This is a genomic window from Hypericibacter terrae (assembly GCF_008728855.1).
Taxonomy (GTDB): Bacteria; Pseudomonadota; Alphaproteobacteria; order Dongiales; family Dongiaceae; genus Hypericibacter; species Hypericibacter terrae.
Genome location: NZ_CP042906.1, coordinates 4,781,063 through 4,802,229, shown reverse-complemented (window position 1 = coordinate 4,802,229; position 21,167 = coordinate 4,781,063). Strand labels below are relative to the sequence as shown.

The window sequence follows — 21,167 nt, the reverse complement described above, 5'->3', positions numbered from 1 at the left end:
TCCCGAAACCCGCGCGGGCACCCCAGCCAGCGGTTCTCGTGATGGATCTTGCGACCTTCGTGCAGACATTCGCCAATGCGGTGATCTCCAGCTCGATCTACGCGCTGGTCGCGGTCGGCCTCGCCCTCTCCTTCGGCGTGATGAAGATGGCGAATTTCGCCCATGGCGAGTTCTTCATGGCCGGGGCCTATGTCGTCTATGTGCTCTATGCCATCGCGGGCCATCCCTTCATCCTCGCGGTGCTCTGCGCCGTGCCGATCGTGGCGCTGATGGGGTTGGCGGCCGAGCGGCTGATCTTCCGGCCCACACGCGACAATCTGCTCGCCGGCTTCATGGCGACGGCCGGCCTCTCCTTCATCCTCCAGGTTCTGGCCGGCCGCATCTGGGGCGTCGGCCTCATGAAGCGCGTTCCGACGCCGATCATGGGGGCGGTCGATTTCGCCGGTGCCCATATCGGCTCGCAGCGTCTGGTGATCCTCCCGGTCGCCATCCTGACACTGGTGGCGCTGTGGCTGTTCTTGAACCGGACGCGGCAGGGCAAGGCTCTGCGCGCGGCCGCGCAGAAGCCCGAGGCGGCCGCGCTCCAGGGCATCGACCTCAACCGCATGTCGGCCCTGGCCATGACCATCGCGGGCGCGTCGGCCGGATTGGCGGGCGCGCTGATGGCGCCGGTCACGCCGGTCACGCCCTACATGGGACATAGCGTCATCCTGATGGCCTTCGTCGTGGTGGTGCTGGGCGGCATGGCCAGCATCCAGGGCGCGATGATCGCGGCGGTGATCCTGGGCTTCGTCATCACCTTCTGCACCACGCTGTTCGACGGCGTGATCGCGACCATGGTCGGCGTCGGGCTCATGGCGCTGGTGCTGGTGGTGCGCCCGCAAGGCCTCATGGGCCGCGAGACGGTGTGATGGCAGTGGAACGCCTGGCGGCTCGAGCGACGGCACGACCTGCGGCACGGCGCAATGTCCGCCATTGGCCGCTGCTGCTGGCGGCCGTGACGGCGATCCTGGCCTTCGCCGCGCCCTTCGTCCTGCCGACCTACCAGACCGAGCTCATTATCCTCTTTCTGATGAACCTGGTGCTGGTCGTCAGCTATCGCCTGATCACCACCACCGGCGATTGGGGCCTGGCGCATGTGGTGATGATGGGGGCGGGCGGCTATTCGGCGGCGCTCATGGCCAAGGGGCTCGACCTGCCGGTCTGGCTGACCGTGCCCCTGGCGGGCTTCGTCGCAGCGGCCGTCGCCGGCCTCATCAGTGTGCCCCTGCTGCGTACGCGCGCCTTCGGCTATTTCATCGCCTCCTTCGCGCTGGGCGAATTGCTGCGCCTGTTCTGGATCCGGCTCGACGTGCCGTTCGGCGGGATCCGGGGCATCATCAACATCCCTGAAGGCGAGCTCTTCGGCCACTCGCTGTTCGAGACCATCCCCTACTACTTCTTCGCGCTCTTCGTCGCCTTCGTCTGCGTCGGCATCATGTATCTGCTCGACCGCTCGCGGCTCGGCATGACCTGGAAGGCGCTCTATTCCGATCCGGCGCTGGCGGAATGCGTCGGCATCGACGTGACCCATTATCGCCGCTCGGCCTTCATGATCGGCAGCGGCTTCGCCGGCGTGGCGGGAGCGATGCTGGCCCACCGCATGGGCGCCATCGATCCCAAGAATTTCGACCTCATCACCATGCTCTATCTGATCATCTGGGTGGTGGTGGGTGGCACGCAGAGCTTCTGGGGCGCCATGGTGGGCCTCCTCGCCATGACCTTCGTGTTCGAGCTCACCCGCCCTCTGTTGGAGTGGCGCCCGCTGATCTTCGGCGTGGTTCTGATCTTCTTCCTGATCTTCGTGCCGGGCGGGATCGAATCCCTGGTCGGACGGTTGCGTGGTTGGATCGGCCTCCTGAAGCGAGACGCCTCATGAGCCAGCTCAAGGTCACTGGCATCACAAGGCGCTTCGGCGGACTGGTCGCGGTCGACGCGCTCGACCTCACGGTCGAGAAGGGTGCAATCCATGGCATCATCGGCCCCAACGGCGCCGGCAAGACGACCCTGTTTTCGATGATCAGCGGCACCCTGGCGGTCAGTGGCGGCCGTATCGAGTTCGAAGGCCGCGATGTCACCGGGCTGCCGCCGCATCGGACCGTGAGCCTCGGCATGGTGCGGACCTTCCAGCGCAGCGCTGTGTTCCATCATTTCACGGTGGTCGAGAATCTCCTGCTGGGGACCCACCTCCTGGCGCGGCCCACGGTGCTGGGCTCGCTCTTCGGGTCCCATCGGCGCTTCACCTCGGCCGATCTCGAGGCGGCGGAGGAGATTCTCTGCTTCATCGGCCTTGCCGATTATCGTGATGCCGCGGCCGAGACCCTGCCGCTCGGGCATCAGCGCTCGCTCGGCATCGGCATCGCGCTCGCCGCCAAGCCCAAGCTGCTGATGCTGGACGAGCCCGCGGCCGGCATGAACCGGACGGAATCCGAAGCGTTGATGCAACTCATCCGCGATGTGCGAGACCGCATGGGTGCCACCGTCCTGCTGGTCGAGCACGACATGCAGACGGTGATGGGGCTCTGCGAGCGCATCACGGTGCTCAATTTCGGGCGCAAGCTGGCTGAAGGGAGGCCGGCCGAAATCGCGGCCGATTCCGCCGTGATCGAGGCCTATCTCGGCCTCGACGAAGACGCGCAAGCGGTGGCGGCCCATGCTTGAGGTGCGCGATCTCATCGTCGATTACGACAAGACGGAGGTCGTGCGCGGCATTTCCTTCGAGATCAAAAAGGGCGAGATCGTCAGCCTCATCGGCGCGAACGGGGCTGGCAAGACCACGACCTTGCGGACCTTGACGGGCCTCAAGCGCGCTCGTTCCGGCTCGGTGTTGTTGGAGGGGCAAGCGATCCAGGGTTTGCCGGCCCATCGCATCGCCGGCCTCGGGCTGGCCCATGTCCCCGAAGGCCGCGGGATCTTCCCTTTTATGACGGTTCCTGAGAATCTCGAGATGGGCGGCTATCTCAACCGCGACAAAGCCTCCTTCAGGCGCAATCTCGAGACGGTGTTTGAGCGCTTCCCCGTGCTTCGCCGCCGGCAGCATCAACTTGCAGGCTCGATGAGCGGCGGCGAGCAGCAGATGCTGGCGATCGGCCGGGCGTTGATGGGCAATCCCAAATTGCTGGTGCTGGACGAGCCCTCGCTCGGCCTCTCGCCGGTGATGTGCCAGGAGATCGTGCGGGTGCTCACGGAGTTGCGGGCGGCGGGGCGCACCATCATCCTGGTCGAGCAGAATGCGCGGATGGCGCTGCGGCTCGCCGACCGCGCCTATGTGCTCGATCGCGGCCGGATCGTGCTGCAGGGCAGGGGTCGCGATCTTCTCGACAACCCCAATGTGCGAACCGCTTATCTCGGCCTGGCGACCGCTGTCTCGGCGCCGGCATCCCCGGCCTAGACCTCGATGATGGAGATGTCGTGATGGATCCCGACTCTTCAGGCTTACCTCGCCCCCTCTACGACGCCCTGCATCGCGAAGCGCAGGGGCTGATGCGCCGCTATGACGTCTCCGAGCGGACCGTCGTGTCGCTGCTGCATCAGTCGGAGAACACCATGTTCCTGGTGCGCGATCCGGCGCGCCCGGAACCGGTGGTCTTGCGGGTCCATTCGCAGAATCTGAGCTATCATTCGGCGCCGTCGATCGCCTCGGAGCTGATGTGGATGCAGGCACTGCGGCGCGATGCCGGCGTCATCGCGCCGGAGCCGATTCCGGCCAGGGATGGCAGCCTGGTCCAGCTCCTGTCGGCGCCCGATCTCGACAAGCCGCGCCATGCGGTGATATTCAGCTTCCTCACCGGCGCGGAGCCGCCCCCGGAAACGTTGATCGACAATTTCGAGCGGCTGGGCGAGATCACCGCGCGGATGCACCGTCATGCCCGCGCCTGGACAGTGCCGAGGACCTTCACGCGCCATGCGTGGGACTTCGACGCCGCCATCGGCGCCCATCCGTTGTGGGGCCGCTGGCAGGATGGCATGGGTGTCGATCCGGAGGCCCTCAAGATCCTGACGCGGCTGGCGGGTGTGCTGAAGCGCCGGCTCGAGCGCATCGGCACGGCGCGCGAATATTTCGGCTTGATCCATGCCGATATGCGGGTCGCCAACATCCTGGTCGAGAACGACGTCACCAAGGTGATCGATTTCGACGATTGCGGGCTCTGCTGGTACATCTACGACCTGGCCACGGCCTTGAGCTTCCTGGAGGAAGAGCCGACGGTCCCAGCCCTCATCGCCGCCTGGCTCAAGGGCTATCGCAAGGTCATGCCGCTCCAGCGCGAGATCGAGGACGAGATTCCGACTTTCATCATGTTGCGCCGGCTGCTCGAGGTGGCCTGGCTGGGCACGCGACGGCATCTCGAATTCGCGCAAGGACTGGGTGCCGGCTTCACTGCCGGGTCCTGTCGGCTGGCGCAGGACTATCTGCGGCGGTTCGGGTAGCCGGAACAGGCGGATTGGCTGCGTGCGAAGATCCCGGCTAGTGTGAGGGCAGGGGACAGGCGTCCCCAGGCTCTTATCCGCCTCCCTCGCAGCGTCCCGGCCCTCCTTGTTCCATCTCAGCCATCTCCGCTATTTCTACGCCGTCGCCCAGACGCGCTCGATCCGCAAGGCCGCGGAATCGCTGCATGTGGCGCAGTCGGCCGTCAGCCGCCAGATCAAGAATCTCGAGGAAGAGCTGGGTGTGTCGCTGTTCGACCGCCATCCGCGCGGGGTGCGGCTGACGGACGCCGGCCAGATCCTGGCGAAATACGCCCAGCAGACGATGCTCAATCTCGACCGCATCCGCTCCGAGATCGACGACCTGCGGGCGTTGCGCCGCGGCACCATCAAGATCTGCACGGTCGAGGCGGGGATCATCGACATCCTGCCTCAGGTGATCCGCGATTTCCGGCTCCGTTACCCGTCGGTCAGCGTCACGGTGCTGGTGCGCGGCAGCCAGGGCGTGGTCGACACCATTCTCAACGACGATGCCGATCTCGGCCTCGCCTTCAACGCGCCCTATCATCCCGATATCGAGCTGGTCGCCACCCAGCCGCAGCGACTCTATGCGGCCGTGGGCCCTCATCACCCGATTGCCGGCAAGAAGCAGGTCAGGCTCGCCGAGCTGAAAGGCTATCCGATCGCGCTGCCGGACAGCTCCTTCGGCATCCGCCAGCTGGTGGACCAGATCCAGCGATCCTCGCAGATCCGTATCGAGCCGGTCCTCACCACTGATTCGATCCAGATGCTGGTCAGCTTCGCGCGCCTCGATCTCGGCGTCGCCTTCCTACCCTTCTTCGCCATCAAGGGCGAGATCGCCGGCGGCCGCGTGGCGGGCGTGCCGCTCGCCGACCCGCCCGCGCGCAACGTCAATGCCGAGATCGTCGTCCATAAGGGGCGGCAATTGCCGATTCCGGCGGAGGAGTTCCTCGAGGTTCTGAAGAAGGCGCTGCGCCTGCTGAAATAGCGGCTCGGCGGCCGGCGGCCGGGTGCCGCCGGCGTTCTCATTTCGGCAACGCCATATTCTGGAAATTGCGCTTGTGGCATCACCGGCGGCGGCCCTAGGGTTTTCGCCAGGGGCCGGAGCGGCATTCCAAACCCGCGGCTGCCTGAAGCCCCGACGGAAGGCAGTCGCCGCGGTGCGCCGGCCCCTCTTTTTCTATGGCTCGATTTTCCCCGGCCCCATCACGGACCCAAGTCACGCCCATGAATCAGCATCGCGCGCCAGACGCCCGAACAGGGACGCCCGTCGAGAGCATCCGCTCGCCCTTCGACGGCAGCGAGGTCGGGCAGATGCCGGTCGCCGGGGAGGCCGAGGTCGAGGCCGCCATCCTGCAGGCCGGGAAGAGCTTCCAGACCATGCGCCGGCTGCCGCGCTTCGTGCGGGCCGACATTCTGGAGGGCACCGCCGAGATCATCCGCGGCCGCAAGGAAGAATTCGCGCGCCTCATCGCGCAGGAGGCGGGCAAGCCGCTCTATGACGCGCGCGGCGAGGTTTCGCGTGCTGTCTTCAATCTGCGCAACGCCGCGGCCGAGGCGAGGTCGTTCTCGGGTGCCGAGATTCCGCTCGATGTCGATGGCAGCGTGTTCGAATATCAGAGCACCCGCAGCGACGGCGGTGCGCTCGACCTGGCCCAGGCCGACCTGGAGCAGCTCGCGGGCCTGCGCCGGCGCCTGGGGCTGGCGCGACGCTATCCGATCGGTCCGATCCTCGCGATCGCGCCGTTCAACTTTCCGCTCAATCTGGTGGTGCATAAGGTGGCGCCGGCGATCGCGGTCGGCAACAGCGTGGTGATCAAGCCGGCGCCGCAGACGCCGCTCACCTCGCTGAAGCTGGTGGACGCGCTCGAGGAGGCGGGTCTGCCCAAGGGCGCCGTCTCCGTCGTCCATTGTCCGGTGGCGCTGGCCGAAACGATGGTGAAGGACGAGCGCTACGCCATGGTGACCTTCACCGGCAGCGCCAAGGTCGGCTGGCATATCAAATCGATCGCCGGCCGCAAGAAGGTCGCGCTCGAGCTGGGCGGCAACGGCGCCGTCATCGTCGGCGCCGATGCCGATCTGGGATTCGCCGCGGCGCGTTGCGTGCGCGGCGGCGTGGTCTATGGCGGGCAGTATTGCATCGGGGTGCAGCGCATCATGGTGCAGCGCCCGGTCTATGACGCCTTCAAGGCCAAGCTCTTGGAGCGGATCGCGGCCTGCAAGGTGGGCAACCCGCTGCAGGAGGGGATGGATGTCGGCCCGGTGATCGACAGCCGGTCGGCCGACCGGATCGAGAGCTGGATCAAGGCCGCGCGCGAAGGCGGCGCCAGGGTCATCGCCGGCGGCGAGCGCCAGGGCAACGTCATCACGCCTACCATCCTCGAAGGGACCAAGCCGGACATGCTGGTGGAGCGCGAGGAAATTTTCGGCCCGGTCATGACCCTGAGTCCGATCGATTCGATCGAGGAGGGTGTGCGCCGGGCCAATGACAGCCGCTACGGGCTGCAGGGCGGCATCTTCACCAACGACCTTCGAGCGGCGTTGCGCGCGCTCGAGGAGTGGGATGTGGGCGGCCTCATGATCAACGACGTGCCGATCTATCGCATCGACAACATGCCCTTCGGCGGCTGGAAGGAATCGGGCTTCGGGCGCGAGGGCACCCGTTTCGCGATGGAAGAGATGACGGACATCAAGTTCCTGGTGGTCAACTACAACTGAGCCGGAATCGGGGCCTGCGCGCGCGGCCCCCGCGGTGTAGGCTTCCGGGAGCGGCCGACCGGAGAGTCCCGATAGCCCGTTCGCGGCGGGCGGGAGAGGAGCCATGCAGAACACGGTCTTCACGAATGTCCGGATCTTCGACGGGCTGAGCGAGCGGCTCTATCCCGGCGAGGTCGAGGTCCAGGGCAACCGCATCCATGCCGTCGCCAAGGGCAGCGAGCGGTTGTCCCAGGAGGGCAAGCGGATCGTCGATGGCGGCGGTGCCACGCTGATGCCGGGCTTCGTCAACACCCATGGCCATCTGAGCTATCCGGCGGTGACGACGCTCGAAGAGATCGGCCGCATGCCGGTCGAAGAGAACATGATGGAGGCGTCCTACAACGCCAGGACCGCCATCGATTACGGCTTCACCGCCGTGGTGAGCGGGGCGGCGGCCAAGCCCCGGCTCGACATCGTGCTGCGCGAGGAGATCAATGCGGGCCGCATTCCGGGCCCGCGCCTGCTCGCGACCTCGCCCGAGCTCACCGTCTCGGGCGGGCTCGCCGACGGCAATATGTGGGGCCGGCAGATTCCCGCCAACGGCCTCGTGGCCGACAGCCCCGACGGTTTCCGCCAGATCGTCCGCGCCATGGTGCGCGAGGGCGTGGACCTGATCAAATTCAACAATTCCGGCGATTCCTTCTGCTACCCCAAGGTCGGCTCGATCACCAATCCGATGACCGACGAGGAAGTGCGGGCCATCTGCGAGACCACGAGCAATCTCGGCAAGCGCCTGGCGGCCCATGCCCATGCCGACAGCTCGGTCGCGCAATGCATCCAGTACGGAGTCGAATTCATCTATCACGCGACCTTCGTGACCGACGTCACCATCGCCGCGCTCGAGAAGGTGAAGGACAAGCACTACGTCACGCCCGCCTTCGGGCTGCGCTACAACATGCATTTCGAGGGCGAGCCCTGGGGCATCACCCAGGAGATGTCGGAGCGCATCGGCAACAAGCGCGAATTCGACGCCACGATCGAGAACATGGTCAAGATGCGGGCCGCCGGCATCAAGGTGCTGCCCTTCGGCGACTACGGCTTCAAGATGATCCCGCTCGGCACCGATGCGCGCGACCTCCAGCATTTCGTGAATTATTTCGGCTTTGCGCCCTGGGAGGCCCTGCGCGCCGCCACGGCCTATGGCGGCCAGGCCTATCGCGTCGAGAAGCTGGGCCAGGTCAAGCCGGGCTATCTGGCCGACCTCCTGCTGATCGACGGCGATCCGCTGGCGAATCTCCAGCTCTTCCTCGATCGCGACCGCTTCCTCATGATCATGAAGGACGGCCGCTATCACAAACCGCCCCAGGCGCCGCAGAGCCAGCGCCGCGCCGTCGCGGAATAGAGGCGTCCGGCACCCTCAGGGGATGGCGGCGTAGCCCTTGGTCGTCAGAAGGCGTTCGAAGGCGCCGTCATCGAGTGTTTGGCGCGCTTCCAGAAAGGCCTTGGCGTCGCGCCCGCAGACACGGCGGAACTCGCCGCCGGGCGTCTCGATCAGCTGCTGCAGGGCCGCAGCCACCTCGTCCGGCGTGCTGATCCGCCGCAGCAGATCCGGCGGCGAGGGATTGTCCAGGCGGTTGCCATAGGGCGAGTTGGCCGGAATCCGCTCATCGCGCTGGACCTGCTTCTTGGCGCGGAAGGGCGTGGCGATGATGCCGGGCTGCAGGACATTGACCGTCACGCCGAACGGCGCCAGCTCGTAGCGCATCGCCTCGCTCATGGCCTCGAGCGCGAATTTGGTGGCGCAATAGCCGCCATAGATCGGCAGGGCCGCGGCCCCGATCGAGGAACTCAGATTTATGATCTGGCCGGCGCCGCGCCGGCGCATGGCGGGGGCGATGGCCTGATAGACCCGCAGCGCCCCGATCACGTTGGTCTCGATGGCGGCGCGGAAATCGGGGATTCGCAGCTCTTCCATCGAACCCAGGCAGGGCACGCCCACATTATTGACCAGCACGTCGGGCGCGCCGCGGCGCTCGACCAGCCCGCCGAGCCCGTCGCGCACCGACCGGTCGTCGGTCACATCCATCAAGATCCAGCTCGCATCGGGGCCGGCCGCGGCCGCGAGCCGGTCGGCATCGGGCTGGCGGCGAACCGTGCCGGTGACGCGGTAGCCGGCCTTGGCCAGCCGCAGCGCCGCGGCTTCGCCCAGGCCGGACGAGCAGCCGGTGATCAGGACATGTTTCATGGAGTCACCCCGGGGGTATCAGGCGGGCTGGCGCTTCTCTTCGACGAAGGTCAGATGCTGCGAGACGACGGCGTCCTTGGCAAGCTCGGCGACGCTGCCCTCGGCCACGATCTGGCCCTTGTCCATGACATAGCCGCGGGTCGAGGCCCCGGTCGCGAATTTGAGGTTCTGCTCGACCAGCAGGACCGCGAGACTCCGCTCGATCGCGATGCGGGCGATGATGTCGCGGATCTGCTGCACGATCGAGGGCTGAATGCCCTCCGAGGGCTCGTCCAGCAGCAGGAGGCGGGGATTGGCCGCGAGCGCCCGGCCCAACGCCAGCATCTGCTGCTCGCCGCCGCTGAGCAGGCCGGCGCGCTGGTGCAGCCTTTCGCGCAGGATCGGAAAATAGGCGAATACGCTTTCGTCCACCGGCCCGAACCCGCGGCGCCGGTTGCCGGCATCCCCGCCGATGAGGGTGCCGCCGCGCAGGTTCTCCGCCACGGTCAATTGCGGGAAGACGAGCCGGCCCTGCGGCACATAGGCCATGCCCCGGCGGGCGCGTTCATGGCTGGGCAGGTTGGTCACGTCCTGGCCGTCGAACAGGATCTTGCCGGCGCGGTTGGGCAGGATGCCCATCAGGCTGCGCATCAGCGTGGTCTTGCCCACGCCGTTGCGGCCGAGCAGGCAGACCACCTCGTTGCGATCGACAGACAGGCTGACGCCCTGGCAGATCAGGCTCTGCCGGTAGGCGACCTCGACCTGGGAGAGCTCGAGGAGCATCAGGCCTCCTCGCCCAGATAGGCCTTGCGCACGGCGGCGTCGGCGGCGATCTCGTCGAAGCTGCCTTCCTTCATCACCCCGCCGCGATTGAGCACGGTGACGCGGCTGTCCAGCCGGCGCACGAAGCTGATGTCATGCTCGATGATGATGGCGGTGCGGTCCCTGAAGACCTCCTGGATCAGATCGGCAGTCTCGGCGGTCTCCGATACCGTCATGCCGGCGGTGGGCTCGTCCAGCAGCACGAGCCTCGGATCGTTCAGCATGACGATGCCGATCTCGAGCCACTGCTTCTGCCCATGCGACAGGCTCCCGGCGAGATCGTCGCGGCGCGCGGTCAGCCGGACGCTCTCCAGCACGCGCTCGGCGCGTGCCGCAAGGCCCGCATCGGTCTTGGTGGAAAAAAGACGATGCGCGCGCCGATGACCGGTGCCGGCAACCATCAGGTTGTTCCAGACGGTCATTTCCTCGAACACGGACGGCGCCTGGAATTTGCGGCCGATGCCGAGCCGGGCGATCTCGTTGACCGGCAGGCGGCAGATATCGCGATCCTCGAAGCGGATCTCGCCGGAATCGCTGCGCAGCCGGCCCGTGATGAGGTTGAAGAGCGTCGTTTTGCCGGCGCCGTTGGGGCCGATGATGCAGCGCAGCTCGCCCTTGCCGACCTGCAGATTGAGATCGGAGAAGATGGCGAGGCCGCCGAACTTCTTGTTGAGGTTCCGGATATCGAGCATGGCGTCGCCCATCACGGCACCAGCCCCAGCGCCCGCAATCGCGCCCGCAGCCATTCATGCCGGGCGAGGCCGACGATGCCGCCGGGCCAGAACAGCACGACCAGGATGAAGAAGAGACCGACCAGCAGCAGCCAGAGCACCACGAAGGCATCGGACAGCAGGGTCTGGAGATAGTTCACCAGGAGCGCGCCGATGAAGGCGCCGATGAGGGTGCCGCGGCCACCGACCGCGACCCAGACCAGGACCGAGGCCGACATGGTGACGCCGATGAGATCGGGCGAGATGAAGCCGATCGGCACATAGAGCACGCCGCTCAACCCCGCCATGGCGCAGGCGATGGTGAAGATGATGAGCTTGATCTGCGGCACGTCGTAACCGAGATAGGCCGCGCGGTCCTCGTTCTCGCGGATGGCGCCCAGCGCGCGGCCGAAGTCGCTCTTCACCAGCCAGCGCGACAAGGCGAGGCAGCCGACGCTGCCGGTCACGGCGGTGTAGTAGGAGACATTCGCCTCATACCAGTCGAGTTCCCACAGGCCGGGAATGCCCAGCGTTGGCGGCGGATAGCCATAGAGCCCGTTCATACCGCCGGTGAGGCTGCCATTCACGATGATGATCGAATGGGCAGCGCCCGTGAGGGCCAAGGTCACCACGCCGAAGAAGACACCCGAGACCCGGCCATAAAAGAGGAAATAGCCCATCACCAGCGCCAGGAGTGCGGGGAACAGCACCCCGCCCAGGGCTGCGATATAGGTGGCGCCGGCGAAGGGCAGGGCCTTCAGCAGGATCCCCATGGCATAGGCGCCGGCGCCGAAGAAGATCGCATGGCCGAAATTGACGACCCCGCTGAAGCCCCAGATCAGATCGAGGCTGAGGGCGAAGATGCCGAAGACGAGGAACTTGCCGAGCAGCCCGACCTCGTAGTCGCTGGCGATGGCCGGAAACACCAACAGGAAGAGCAGTGCCGCGGAGCCGAGCAGGCGGGCCAGGAGGGGACGGGCGGGTGCGGGCTGCATTGTCGTGGTGGCCATGGTCTCAGCCCCGCGGCCCGCCGGTCAGGCCCTGCGGCCGGATGCGGATGAGCACGACCGCGATGAACACGACCAGGATCTGGGCCACGACGGGGCGCAGATAAAAGGAGAGGGCGGCCTCGGCGCCGCCGATGGCGACGCCGCCCGCGATCACGCCGTAGAGATGGCCGATGCCGCCGATGATGACGACGATGAAGGCGCGCGACAGATAGGTGAGCCCCATGTCGGGGTTGATGACGATGAGCGGACTCATGATCGCGCCGGCGAAGCCCACCATGGCGGCGGCGATGGTGAAGGCCCAGAGATCGGTCGATTGGGTGTTCACGCCGAGCGCCCCCGCCATGGAGCGGTTGGCGATCACCATGCGGATGCGCAGGCCGAAATCGCTGCGGAAATAGAGCAGGAAGGTGAGGGCGACGATCGCGACCGTCACCAGGATGATGAAAAGCCGATAGGTCGGGTAACTGAAGCCGAACAGGCTCGTGCTGCCGGTGATGAGTGAGCCCGCCATCATCTGGCCCGAGCCATAGATCAGCCGCACCACCTGCCGGATCACGATCGAGAGCCCCCAGGTGGCGAGGAGCGTGTCCAGCGGCCGGCGATAAAGCGGCTTGATGATGGTCTGCTGCGCCGCCATGCCGACCAGCCCCACCACGACGGGGGCCGCGGCGATGCCCCACCAGGGCGACAGGCCCCAGGCGGTCGCGGTGGCGACGCAATAGGCGCCCAGCATGAAGAACTCGCCATGGGCGAGATTGATGATGCCGAGCATGCCGAAGATCACGGCCAGCCCCAGCGACACCATGATCAGGATCGACGCGATGCTCAGCCCGTTGAGCAGCTGAATGACGACAGGCTCCACGGGGGTATCACCTCGGTCGGCAAGATAGGGGGTCGGCAAGAAAAGGCCGGGCGGCGGTCAGGCGAGAGGCACAGACAAATCGCGGGAGGAGCCTGCCGGCCCCTCCCGCCTGACAGTCAGGGACGTCCGTTCACACCACGCAGTCGGTCTTCGCTGCGACCTTACCGAAGTCCTTCAGGATGGTGAAGCCGCCGTCGGCCCGGACCTCGGCGATGATCTGATGCAGCGCCGCATGATTCGACTTGCCGTCGATGCTGATCTCGCCCTGGGGCGCGTTGTAGCTGATGCCGCCCAGGGCATCGACCGTCTTCTCGATATCGAACGAGCCCGCCTTCTCCACGGCCAGCTTCCAGACATGGACGCTGTCATAAAGGCCTTCGCCCATATTGTTGAGAATGGCGTCGGCGCCGTACTTCTTCTTGAAGGCGGCGACGAAGGCCTTGTTCACCGGGTTGTCGAGCTCCATCAGATAGGAGACCGAGCAATGCATGCCCTTGCGCAGCTCGGGCTCGAAGGCCGGGACATACATCTCGTCCATCAGCGTCGCCGCGACCGCGGTGCCGTCGAAGCCGAAATCGTAATATTGCTTGAGGCAGGCGATGAGCCCGTTGCCGCCGATGAAGGGGAAGAACACGTTGGGCTTCGCCCCCTTGATGCGCTGGATGATCGAGGACCAGTCGCTCTGGTCGAACGGCACGAACTCCTTGCCCACCAGCTTGCCGCCATGCTGCTGCAGCAGGCCCTCGATATAGGCGATCGAGACCTGCGGCCAGTTGTAGTCCTGGCCGACGCAATAGAAGTTGGGGCCGAACTTTTCCATCAGGAAGGGGATGAAGAAGTCGAGCTGCTGGTTCGGGATGGCGCCCATCGAGATGAAATAGCGCCCGCAGGAAGTCTGGCTCTCCCAATAGGTCGGGTAGAAATAGGGCACCTTGAACCGCCCGGCGACGTTGGCGGCCAGGGCCGCGCGCACGCTCGAATAGACGATGCCGAACATCGCCTTGACGCCATCCTTCTGCACCAGCTTGGTGCCCTTCTGCACCACCACGTCGGTGCTGGTGGCGTCGTCCTCGGAGACCATCACGAGCTGCCGGCCCAGCACGCCGCCGTCGGCATTGATCTGGTCGACCGCAAGCCCCATGCATTGTTCCATCATCGGGCCCCAGATCGAGCCGTCGCCGGTCATATGGAACAGGCCGCCGAGCTTGATGGTCTCTTCGCCGCGTGCCTTGATGATCCAGGGTCCGCCCATGACGGCACCGCCGATCACAGCACCACCGGCTATCTTGCCGAACCGCCGCCTCGTCACGCCTCCCAAGTTACCGCCCATGTTCCGTTGCTCCTTTGCCATGGCTGTTTTCCTTGTTGCTCTGCCGTCGGGGTCGTTATGGCATCGGATTCGATGCCGGAAGTCCGAGGCGTCCCCCTAGCCCCGGTCTTCCCTGGCACTACACCGCTCGTTGCGACGCCTTCCGGCGCCCGAGCTCGGCATGAAATTCGCGGATCATCCGGGCGAACTGGCCCGGCCGCGACAGCATGAAGAGATGCGCCGCGTCGAGCACTTCCTCGAACTGCGCGCCGGGAATGGCCTTTGCCAGCTCGCGGCCCTGGATCGGCGAGGCCAGAATGTCGTCGGCGCCTTGTATCACCAGCGTCGGCAAGCCGACGCGCGAAAGCCGCTGACTGGCATCGTGATCGCGGCAGAATTCGAGCTGGCGCATATAGCCGACCGGATCGGGCGGATTGGCGCCGACCGCGGCCTCGATCATCTGCACCGTCTCGGCCTCGGTGCGAAAGGCCCGGGGTGAGAACAGGAACATGACCGCCAGCTTGAAATGCTCGGCCAGGCCCAGCTTGCGGATGAGCGTCTCGCGCACCTGCCACATGCGGTCGGTCCAGGCGTCGGACTTGGCATAGGAAGAAACCAGCAGGAGCGAACGGAGCCGGGCCGGAAACCGCAGCGCCATTTCCTGGCCGATCATGCCGCCGAAGGAGATGCCGACGAAATGAGCCTGCTCGATGCCGGCATGGTCGAGCACCGCGGCCATGTCCGCCGCCAGCAGGGCGCCGTCATAGCGCATGTCGGGCTTGTCGCTCTGCCCTGCGCCGCGCGGGTCCACCGTGACGACCCGATTCGTCGAGGCGAGCTCGGCGGCGATTTTCGCCAATTGCCGGGTGCCGCCGCCGAGGCCCGGCACCAGCAGGATCGGCTCGCCGCTGCCTTCCACGACATAGTGGATTTGCGTGCCTCCACTGATCGCGAACGGCATGACGATCCTCAACCTCCGCAACGGCGATGGAGGCGGGAGAACTCGTTGGAAGCCTCAGAAACCGCAGCCCGACGCGTGATGCGCATGCCGCGAGGACCGTTGGCCGGTTCTCTCGCAAACTCCCCTGGGCGCCCAGGCTAGATCAGGCCAGCGTTCTGACAAGCGCAATTAATAGAAAGTAGCGTTGCCGAAATGAGAACGCCGCCGAGGCGCTGTTTTCGATGATGAAGAGGCCCGATCAACCGACGCGGATGGCGGCACCGGTCTCGTCGAGCAGCGTGCGCCACAGGCTGAGGGCGGTGAGCATGGAGGTCTTGGGATTGGTCGGCGAGGGCTTGCCCTGGATCCTGATTCGCGCATGGCCGAAGCTGCCCTCATATTCGAGCGCATGGAGGTTGCCGCGCGCGGTCGGATCGGCGATCAGGCGCACCCGCGTCTCGTCAAAGCCGATGCCCGCCAGCGCCACCGTCGCGGTGACGTTCGCGTTCATCGGATAGCGGCTGGCGGCCTCGCGGGCGCTGCCCTCGAAGAAGGTCTTGGGTTCGGAGAGCTTGTCGAGATCGACCGATTTCTCGGCCGCCGTGCCGCGCCAGGCATTGACCGGCTTCGACCCGCTATAGACCACGCGGGTGAGGCCGCCATGGCGCGCGGCCGCCAGCCCGTCGATGCCGACGATGGCCCCGGACGGCACCAGGATGCGCCGCCGCAAATCACGGCTGAGCGCGCGCATCCGCGCCTCGAACTCGCGATCGGCAAAGGCGCCCGACGCCAGCGTGACAAGGTCGCAGCCGCCGGCGAGAACCGGCTCGCCAAAGGCCTTGACCGCGGCATGGCCGGCACATTCGGCGACAATATCGGGACGCGTCGCCAGCAGCTCCGGAAAGGCGGTCATGACCGGCGCCCGCCCGCCGAGCCAGGTTTCGGCCTCCGCCGCGCGGGGCGGATGGACCAGGACACCGGTCAGCTCGATTCGGCCGCTGCCCTCCCGGGCGCAGAGCTCGAGCATCGAGCGCGCGATGTTGCCGAGGCCGATGACGGCAAGCCGGATGGGTGCCCCCGCCGGATGCTCCGGGACCGCCCGCCCCCCGCTGCTGTCGTCGCCCTTGAAGCTGCCGCGTTTCATCGATTGCCTTTGCTGCCGGCACGTTCTGGTTCCGGCGGCGGCATCATAGCCCAAACTCCTCTACGGAAATGAAGGCCGCGGGACAAGCATCGGGTCCTGGTCCGCGGGGGACTAAAGGTTAAGGAATCGAACCGCGGCGAGCGAGGGAAGGCCGGGAAAAGCCATCATGCGACCCGGACCAGTCCGATGCTAGAATAGTCGCAAGGGTTGGAATGATTTGATGGGGAATGCTGCCATGTTCGACATTGCCGGTGGGACCGCGGAGATGAAGCCGGCACCCTTGGCGTTGGCCGCAAGGCCGGGGCGGCGCTTCGAGAGGTTCGGCGCCCTCTTTGCCGCCTTGATGCTGGCACTGACCCTGGGTGCGGCGCCCGTGGCCTTCGCCGCCATGGGCACCGACGAAACCACGGCGCCGTCCGAGAGCGCGGAACAGAAGGCGGTGGATGCGCTGGTCGAAGCCGCGCTGAAGCCCCGGAAGGGCGATTTCGACGGGATGGTGCAGCGCCGGATGATCCGGGTGCTGGTCACCTACAACCGCGTCCTCTATTTCACCGACAAATATCGGCAGCGCGGCATCACCTATGACGCAATGAAGATCTTCGAGGACGAGCTCAACAAGAAGCTGGGCCTCAAGCTGTTGGACCGCATCCATGTCGTGTTCCTGCCGGTCAGCCGCGACAAGCTGATCTCCGGGCTCGAAGAGGGCATCGGCGACATCGCAGCGGCGAATTTGACCATCACCCCCGAGCGGCTCAAGACCGTCGATTTCTCGACGCCCTTCACCGACACAGTCAAGGAAGTGCTGATCACGGCCCCGGGTTCGCCCCCGATCGCGACGCTCGACGACCTGTCGGGCCAGGAAGTCGCGGTCCGCAAATCGTCGAGCTATTACGAGAGCCTGGTGGCGCTGAACGAGCGCTTCAAGGCCGAAGGCAAGCCGGAGGTCCAGATCACGCTGGCCGACGAAGATCTGGAGGATGATGCCATTGCCGAAATGGTCAATGCCGGCCTCTATCCCGCGATGATCATGGACCTGCACAAGGCCAAGCTCTGGACCAAGATCTTCACCAAGATGACCGTCCATGCCGACATCGTCCTGCGCGACGGCGGCCAGATCGGCTGGGCGATCCGCAAGGACAGCCCGAAGCTGATGGCCGTGATCGACGACTTCGTGGTCAAGCACAAGGTCGGAAGCTCGGCGACCAACCAGCTGATCAAGCGCTATCTGGGATCGACCAAGTTCGTGAACAATGCGAACGCTGAGGCCGAGCGCAAGAAGTTCGACGAGATGGTGGGGCTGTTTCACAAATATTCGGCGGAATATCACTTCGACTGGCTGATGATGATCGCGCAGGGCTATCAGGAGTCGGGGCTCAATCAAGGCGCCCGAAATCCCTCCGGTGCGGTCGGCATCATGCAGGTGCTGCCTTCGACCGCGGCCGGCAATCCGATCAATATTCCCGACGTCACCGCGGCCGACCGCAACATCGAAGCGGGCGTCAAATATATGCGCTTCATGGTGGACCAGTATTTCGACGACCCCGCCATCAACGAGGTCAACCGGCATCTGTTCGCCTTCGCGGGCTATAACTGCGGGCCCAACCGCATCGACCGGCTGCGCAAGAAGGCTGCCCAGCAGGGGCTCGACCCGAACAAATGGTTCAACAATGTCGAGGTGATGGTGGCCCAGGCGGTGGGCCAGGAAACCGTCAACTATGTCAGCAACATCTTCAAATACTACGTCGCCTATAAGCGCATCGAGGATCAACGCATCGCCCGCGAGCAGGCGAAGCAGACGCTGCAGCAGGGGACATCGCCGTGATGTCGGCCAGGCCCGGCAGGGGTCGGTCGCGATCGGGCATCGGCTGGCTGGCCTCCCTGCTGCTCGCAGGCTTCCTCTCCCTCGCGCTCGCGGGAAGTGCTGCGGCGAAAGGCTCGCCGCCGCCTCCGCCGCCCCCCGATCTCGACAGCGTTCTCTCGGCCTTTCCGGACGGCATGACCGACGCGCAGCTCGATGCGGTGCTCGGCGTCATGAATGACAAGACCCTGCGCGACGGCTTGCGCAAGCGCCTCGTCGCCGAGATGGCCGCACGGCAGGCGGCCGCCTCGCCGGAAGGCGAGCATATCCTCAAGATCTATGCGGAGCGTCTGCGCGCGCTGCCGGCGGCCTATGCGGCGCTGCCGTCGACCCTCGATGCCGCCTTCTCGAGGGACGGCACCATTTCCGGCTTCGATGGTGCCGCCCGCTGGATCGGCGGCATCGCCCTGATCCTGGCGGTGGGTGCCGCCGGCATGCTGGCGGTCCGTGCCCTGCTGGCGCCGGTCCGCCGCCGGATCCGCGAGCAGGCCCGTGGCGGCACACGGATCGCGGTCGGTGCCCTGGTGCTGCGCCTGATGCTGGATCTGGTCGAGATCGCAGCCTTCCTGGCGGCGTCGGCGCTGACCTATGCCATCGTCGACCCGACCCACCCTGCCGCTCCCCAGGTCCTGATGATCCTGCTGCGCGCGATCGCGGCAGTGCTGGTGGTCAGCAAGCTGACGCTGTTCTTCTGCGACCCCGAGAATCCCGGCATGCGGCTTCTGACCGTTGACGACGCGGCCGCCAGGGCCCTGCATCGGATCGTGCTGACGACGACGCTCCTGGTAGTCGGCGTCACCGCGATCAGCCGCATCCTGATGGCGCTCAAGCTCGACGATGAAAGCATCATCGCCCTGGCCTTGCCCTTGAGCCTTCTGCCCTTTGCCTATCTCGCCGGACTGGCCTGGCGCAACCGCAGCGCCGTCGCGGAGCGCGCGCGCCACTGGCTGTCGGTCGGCAGCGGACGCCATATGCTGATCGACGCCTGGCCCGTATTGCTGACGGTTTACCTTGCGATTCTGTGGCTGGTGATCGCCGACGGGATCCTGCGCGTGCAGCAGGGCACGGCACCACGGGCCTTGGCCAGCCTGCTCTTGATGCTTTCGGTGCCCTTGCTCGCCTGGCTGATCCATCGGCCCTTGGCACAGTTCTATGGTGTCGCCGTGCTGACCACCGGCGGTGCCGCGCCCGCAGGCGACGAGATTCCCAATCAAGCGCCGGTCATTCCAGACAGCTCCGCGTTCAAACAGGTCCAGCGCTTGATGCGCGCCGTCTGGTTCGTGCTCATTGTGGGCGCCATCGTCCTGACCTCGCGGATCTGGGGCTTCGATCCGGACCAGCTCGGCATCGGCACCTATGTGTTCAGCATCCTGTTCGATATCGGCGTGGTGCTGCTGCTGGGTTATGTGGGGTGGGCCCTGATCGCCCGCTCGATTGATCGCGCCATGGAGAACGCAAAGGCCGGCGGCGTTAGCACCAAGGCGCAGCGCCTTGCGACCCTGCTGCCCTTGCTGCGGAAGTTCCTGCAGGTCTCGCTCGGCCTCATGGTCGCGATGATCGTGCTGGCCTCGCTCGGCGTCGAGATCGGGCCGCTCCTGGCCGGCGCCGGCGTGGTCGGCATCGCCATCGGCCTCGGCGCGCAGCAGACGATCGCCGACATCCTGGCGGGCATCTTCTTCCTGCTCGAGGACAGCTTCCGCATCGGCGACTATGTCGAGGTCGGCAATCTGCGCGGCGATGTCGAGAGCATTTCCTTGCGGTCGATGAAGCTGCGCCACCAGCGTGGCGCAGTTCACACCCTGCCGTTCGGCCAGATGAAATCGCTGACGAACTACACCCGCGATTGGGCGCTGATGCGGCTCGAGTTCCGCGTCGCACCCGACACCGACATCGGGTTGATCAAGAAGCTGGTGAAGAAGATCGGACAAGAGCTGCTCGACGATCCCGCCCTGGGGCCGGGGTTCATCGATCCCCTCAAGTCGCAGGGCATTCGCAATGTCGAGGACGGTGCGATGGTGATCGGCATCAAATACATCGCCAAGCCGGGCACCCAGTTCGCCATCCGTCGCGTAGCCTATGAGAAGCTGGTCAATGCCTTCCGCGAGAACGGCATCGAACTGGTCGGCCGTGGCGTGGTGGTTCGGGTCGAATCCGGCGATCAGGTTCCCGCCGAGGCGATCGGGGCCGCCGCGGCGCAGGCGATCGAAAAAGGCGGCGGGCACGCCTGACGCGAGGGACGGCGTGCCTGATTCGCGCTCCTCATGTTAGGATGAAGGCTCGATCGGGAAGCGCAGGGGACGGCATGTCGGCTGACTATAAAGTGGCGATCATTACCGGCGCCGGCAGCGGCATCGGACGCGCCGTGGCCCTGGGTCTGCTGGGCGAAGGCTATTCGGTCGCCCTGGCCGGGCGCCGGCAGGATGCGCTCGAGGAGACGGCCGCCAGGGGCAAGGCCCTGCCGGGCCGCAGCCTCGCGGTCCCGACCGATGTCAGCGATCCGGCCTCGGTCAACCGCCTCTTCGCAGAAACCCGGTCGGCTTTCGGCCGGCTCGACCTGCTCTTCAACAATGCCGGCACCTTCGGCCGCGGCCTGCCCTTCGACGAGATCCCCTATGAGGATTGGAAGCGGGTCGTCGAAGTCAATCTCACCGGCATGTTCCTCTGCGCGCAGGCCGCCTTCCGCATGATGAGGACGCAGCAGCCCCAGGGCGGCCGCATCATCAATAACGGCTCGATCTCGGCCCATGCCCCGCGGCCGAACTCGGCGCCCTATACCTCGACCAAGCATGCGGTTACCGGCCTGACGAAATCGATCTCGCTCGACGGGCGGCTCCATGGCATCGCCTGCGGCCAGATCGATATCGGCAATGCCTCGACCGACATGACCGAGAAGATGAAGAGCGGCGTGCCGCAGGCCAACGGCACGCTCGCCATCGAGCCCACCATGGATGTGCGCAATGTGGTGCAGGCCGTGCTGTTCATGGCGGGCCTGCCGCCGGAGGCCAATGCCCAGTTCCTGACCGTGATGGCGACCAACATGCCCTTCGTCGGTCGCGGATAGGGAGCAGGGGTCGCTCCGGCGAACGGCCAGCCGCTTCATCGAGGG

At 66.0% G+C, this 21,167-nt stretch carries 19 protein-coding genes; 11 read left to right on the top strand and 8 right to left on the bottom strand.

The annotated features are described in order from the left end of the window. Positions 1-41 precede the first annotated feature (41 nt). The 8 genes from FRZ44_RS21985 to FRZ44_RS21950 all read left to right on the top strand — a co-directional run bounded on the left by FRZ44_RS21985 (position 42) and on the right by FRZ44_RS21950 (position 8,584). Entirely contained in the window at positions 42-911 is an 870-nt protein-coding gene (locus FRZ44_RS21985; RefSeq protein ID WP_225308392.1) for a branched-chain amino acid ABC transporter permease, read from the top strand. Next, on the top strand, positions 911-1,918 hold the full coding sequence (locus FRZ44_RS21980; protein ID WP_151179192.1) for a branched-chain amino acid ABC transporter permease: 1,008 nt from the start codon (positions 911-913) through the stop codon (positions 1,916-1,918). Before FRZ44_RS21985 ends, FRZ44_RS21980 begins: the two co-directional genes overlap by 1 nt. Beyond that, positions 1,915-2,700, top strand: a complete 786-nt coding sequence (locus FRZ44_RS21975) for an ABC transporter ATP-binding protein (protein WP_151179191.1) — start codon at positions 1,915-1,917, stop codon at positions 2,698-2,700. Before FRZ44_RS21980 ends, FRZ44_RS21975 begins: the two co-directional genes overlap by 4 nt. Next, the gene (locus tag FRZ44_RS21970) at positions 2,693-3,430 is read left to right on the top strand and encodes an ABC transporter ATP-binding protein (RefSeq protein ID WP_151179190.1); all 738 of its coding nucleotides are present in this window, start codon (positions 2,693-2,695) and stop codon (positions 3,428-3,430) included. Before FRZ44_RS21975 ends, FRZ44_RS21970 begins: the two co-directional genes overlap by 8 nt. A gap of 23 nt (positions 3,431-3,453) precedes the next feature. Next, entirely contained in the window at positions 3,454-4,467 is a 1,014-nt protein-coding gene (locus FRZ44_RS21965) for a phosphotransferase enzyme family protein (protein ID WP_151179189.1), read from the top strand. A gap of 106 nt (positions 4,468-4,573) precedes the next feature. Beyond that, positions 4,574-5,473 (top strand): LysR family transcriptional regulator, encoded by a 900-nt coding sequence (locus FRZ44_RS21960; protein WP_151179188.1) that lies wholly within the window; start codon positions 4,574-4,576, stop codon positions 5,471-5,473. A gap of 239 nt (positions 5,474-5,712) precedes the next feature. Beyond that, a complete protein-coding gene (locus FRZ44_RS21955; protein WP_151179187.1) occupies positions 5,713-7,203 on the top strand; it encodes an aldehyde dehydrogenase family protein in 1,491 nt (496 codons plus the stop codon). A gap of 103 nt (positions 7,204-7,306) precedes the next feature. Beyond that, positions 7,307-8,584, top strand: a complete 1,278-nt coding sequence (locus FRZ44_RS21950) for a metal-dependent hydrolase family protein (protein ID WP_151179186.1) — start codon at positions 7,307-7,309, stop codon at positions 8,582-8,584. Positions 8,585-8,599: 15 nt separating this feature from the next. Here the strand turns inward: FRZ44_RS21950 and FRZ44_RS21945 are convergent, their stop codons facing one another. The 8 genes from FRZ44_RS21945 to FRZ44_RS21910 all read right to left on the bottom strand — a co-directional run bounded on the left by FRZ44_RS21945 (position 8,600) and on the right by FRZ44_RS21910 (position 16,203). Continuing rightward, positions 8,600-9,427 (bottom strand): SDR family oxidoreductase, encoded by an 828-nt coding sequence (locus tag FRZ44_RS21945; protein ID WP_151179185.1) that lies wholly within the window; start codon positions 9,425-9,427, stop codon positions 8,600-8,602. An 18-nt stretch (positions 9,428-9,445) separates the two neighbouring features. Then, on the bottom strand, positions 9,446-10,189 hold the full coding sequence (locus FRZ44_RS21940) for an ABC transporter ATP-binding protein (protein ID WP_151179184.1): 744 nt from the start codon (positions 10,187-10,189) through the stop codon (positions 9,446-9,448). After that, the gene (locus FRZ44_RS21935; RefSeq protein WP_191908243.1) at positions 10,189-10,932 is read right to left on the bottom strand and encodes an ABC transporter ATP-binding protein; all 744 of its coding nucleotides are present in this window, start codon (positions 10,930-10,932) and stop codon (positions 10,189-10,191) included. The genes FRZ44_RS21940 and FRZ44_RS21935 overlap by 1 nt, the downstream gene beginning before the upstream one ends. Continuing rightward, entirely contained in the window at positions 10,932-11,948 is a 1,017-nt protein-coding gene (locus FRZ44_RS21930; RefSeq protein WP_151179182.1) for a branched-chain amino acid ABC transporter permease, read from the bottom strand. Before FRZ44_RS21930 ends, FRZ44_RS21935 begins: the two co-directional genes overlap by 1 nt. Positions 11,949-11,952: 4 nt before the next feature. Then, positions 11,953-12,810: a branched-chain amino acid ABC transporter permease gene (locus FRZ44_RS21925; RefSeq protein WP_151179181.1), complete on the bottom strand. Its 858-nt coding sequence runs from the start codon at positions 12,808-12,810 to the stop codon at positions 11,953-11,955. A gap of 130 nt (positions 12,811-12,940) precedes the next feature. Further along, entirely contained in the window at positions 12,941-14,140 is a 1,200-nt protein-coding gene (locus FRZ44_RS21920; protein WP_191908242.1) for a substrate-binding protein, read from the bottom strand. Positions 14,141-14,258: 118 nt separating this feature from the next. After that, positions 14,259-15,080, bottom strand: a complete 822-nt coding sequence (locus FRZ44_RS21915; protein WP_151179179.1) for an alpha/beta fold hydrolase — start codon at positions 15,078-15,080, stop codon at positions 14,259-14,261. Between the two features lie 238 nt (positions 15,081-15,318). After that, the gene (locus FRZ44_RS21910; protein WP_151179178.1) at positions 15,319-16,203 is read right to left on the bottom strand and encodes an aspartate dehydrogenase; all 885 of its coding nucleotides are present in this window, start codon (positions 16,201-16,203) and stop codon (positions 15,319-15,321) included. A gap of 235 nt (positions 16,204-16,438) precedes the next feature. Here FRZ44_RS21910 and FRZ44_RS21905 point away from each other — a divergent pair, with 235 nt between their 5' ends. The 3 genes from FRZ44_RS21905 (at position 16,439) to FRZ44_RS21895 (ending at position 21,122) form a co-directional block, all read left to right on the top strand. Then, complete coding sequence (locus FRZ44_RS21905) at positions 16,439-18,025, top strand: MltF family protein (RefSeq protein ID WP_191908241.1); 1,587 nt, start codon at positions 16,439-16,441, stop codon at positions 18,023-18,025. Next, positions 18,025-20,289: a mechanosensitive ion channel family protein gene (locus FRZ44_RS21900; protein ID WP_151179176.1), complete on the top strand. Its 2,265-nt coding sequence runs from the start codon at positions 18,025-18,027 to the stop codon at positions 20,287-20,289. Before FRZ44_RS21905 ends, FRZ44_RS21900 begins: the two co-directional genes overlap by 1 nt. Before the next feature lie 74 nt (positions 20,290-20,363). Then, complete coding sequence (locus FRZ44_RS21895; RefSeq protein ID WP_151179175.1) at positions 20,364-21,122, top strand: SDR family oxidoreductase; 759 nt, start codon at positions 20,364-20,366, stop codon at positions 21,120-21,122. The last annotated feature ends 45 nt before the right edge of the window (positions 21,123-21,167 follow it).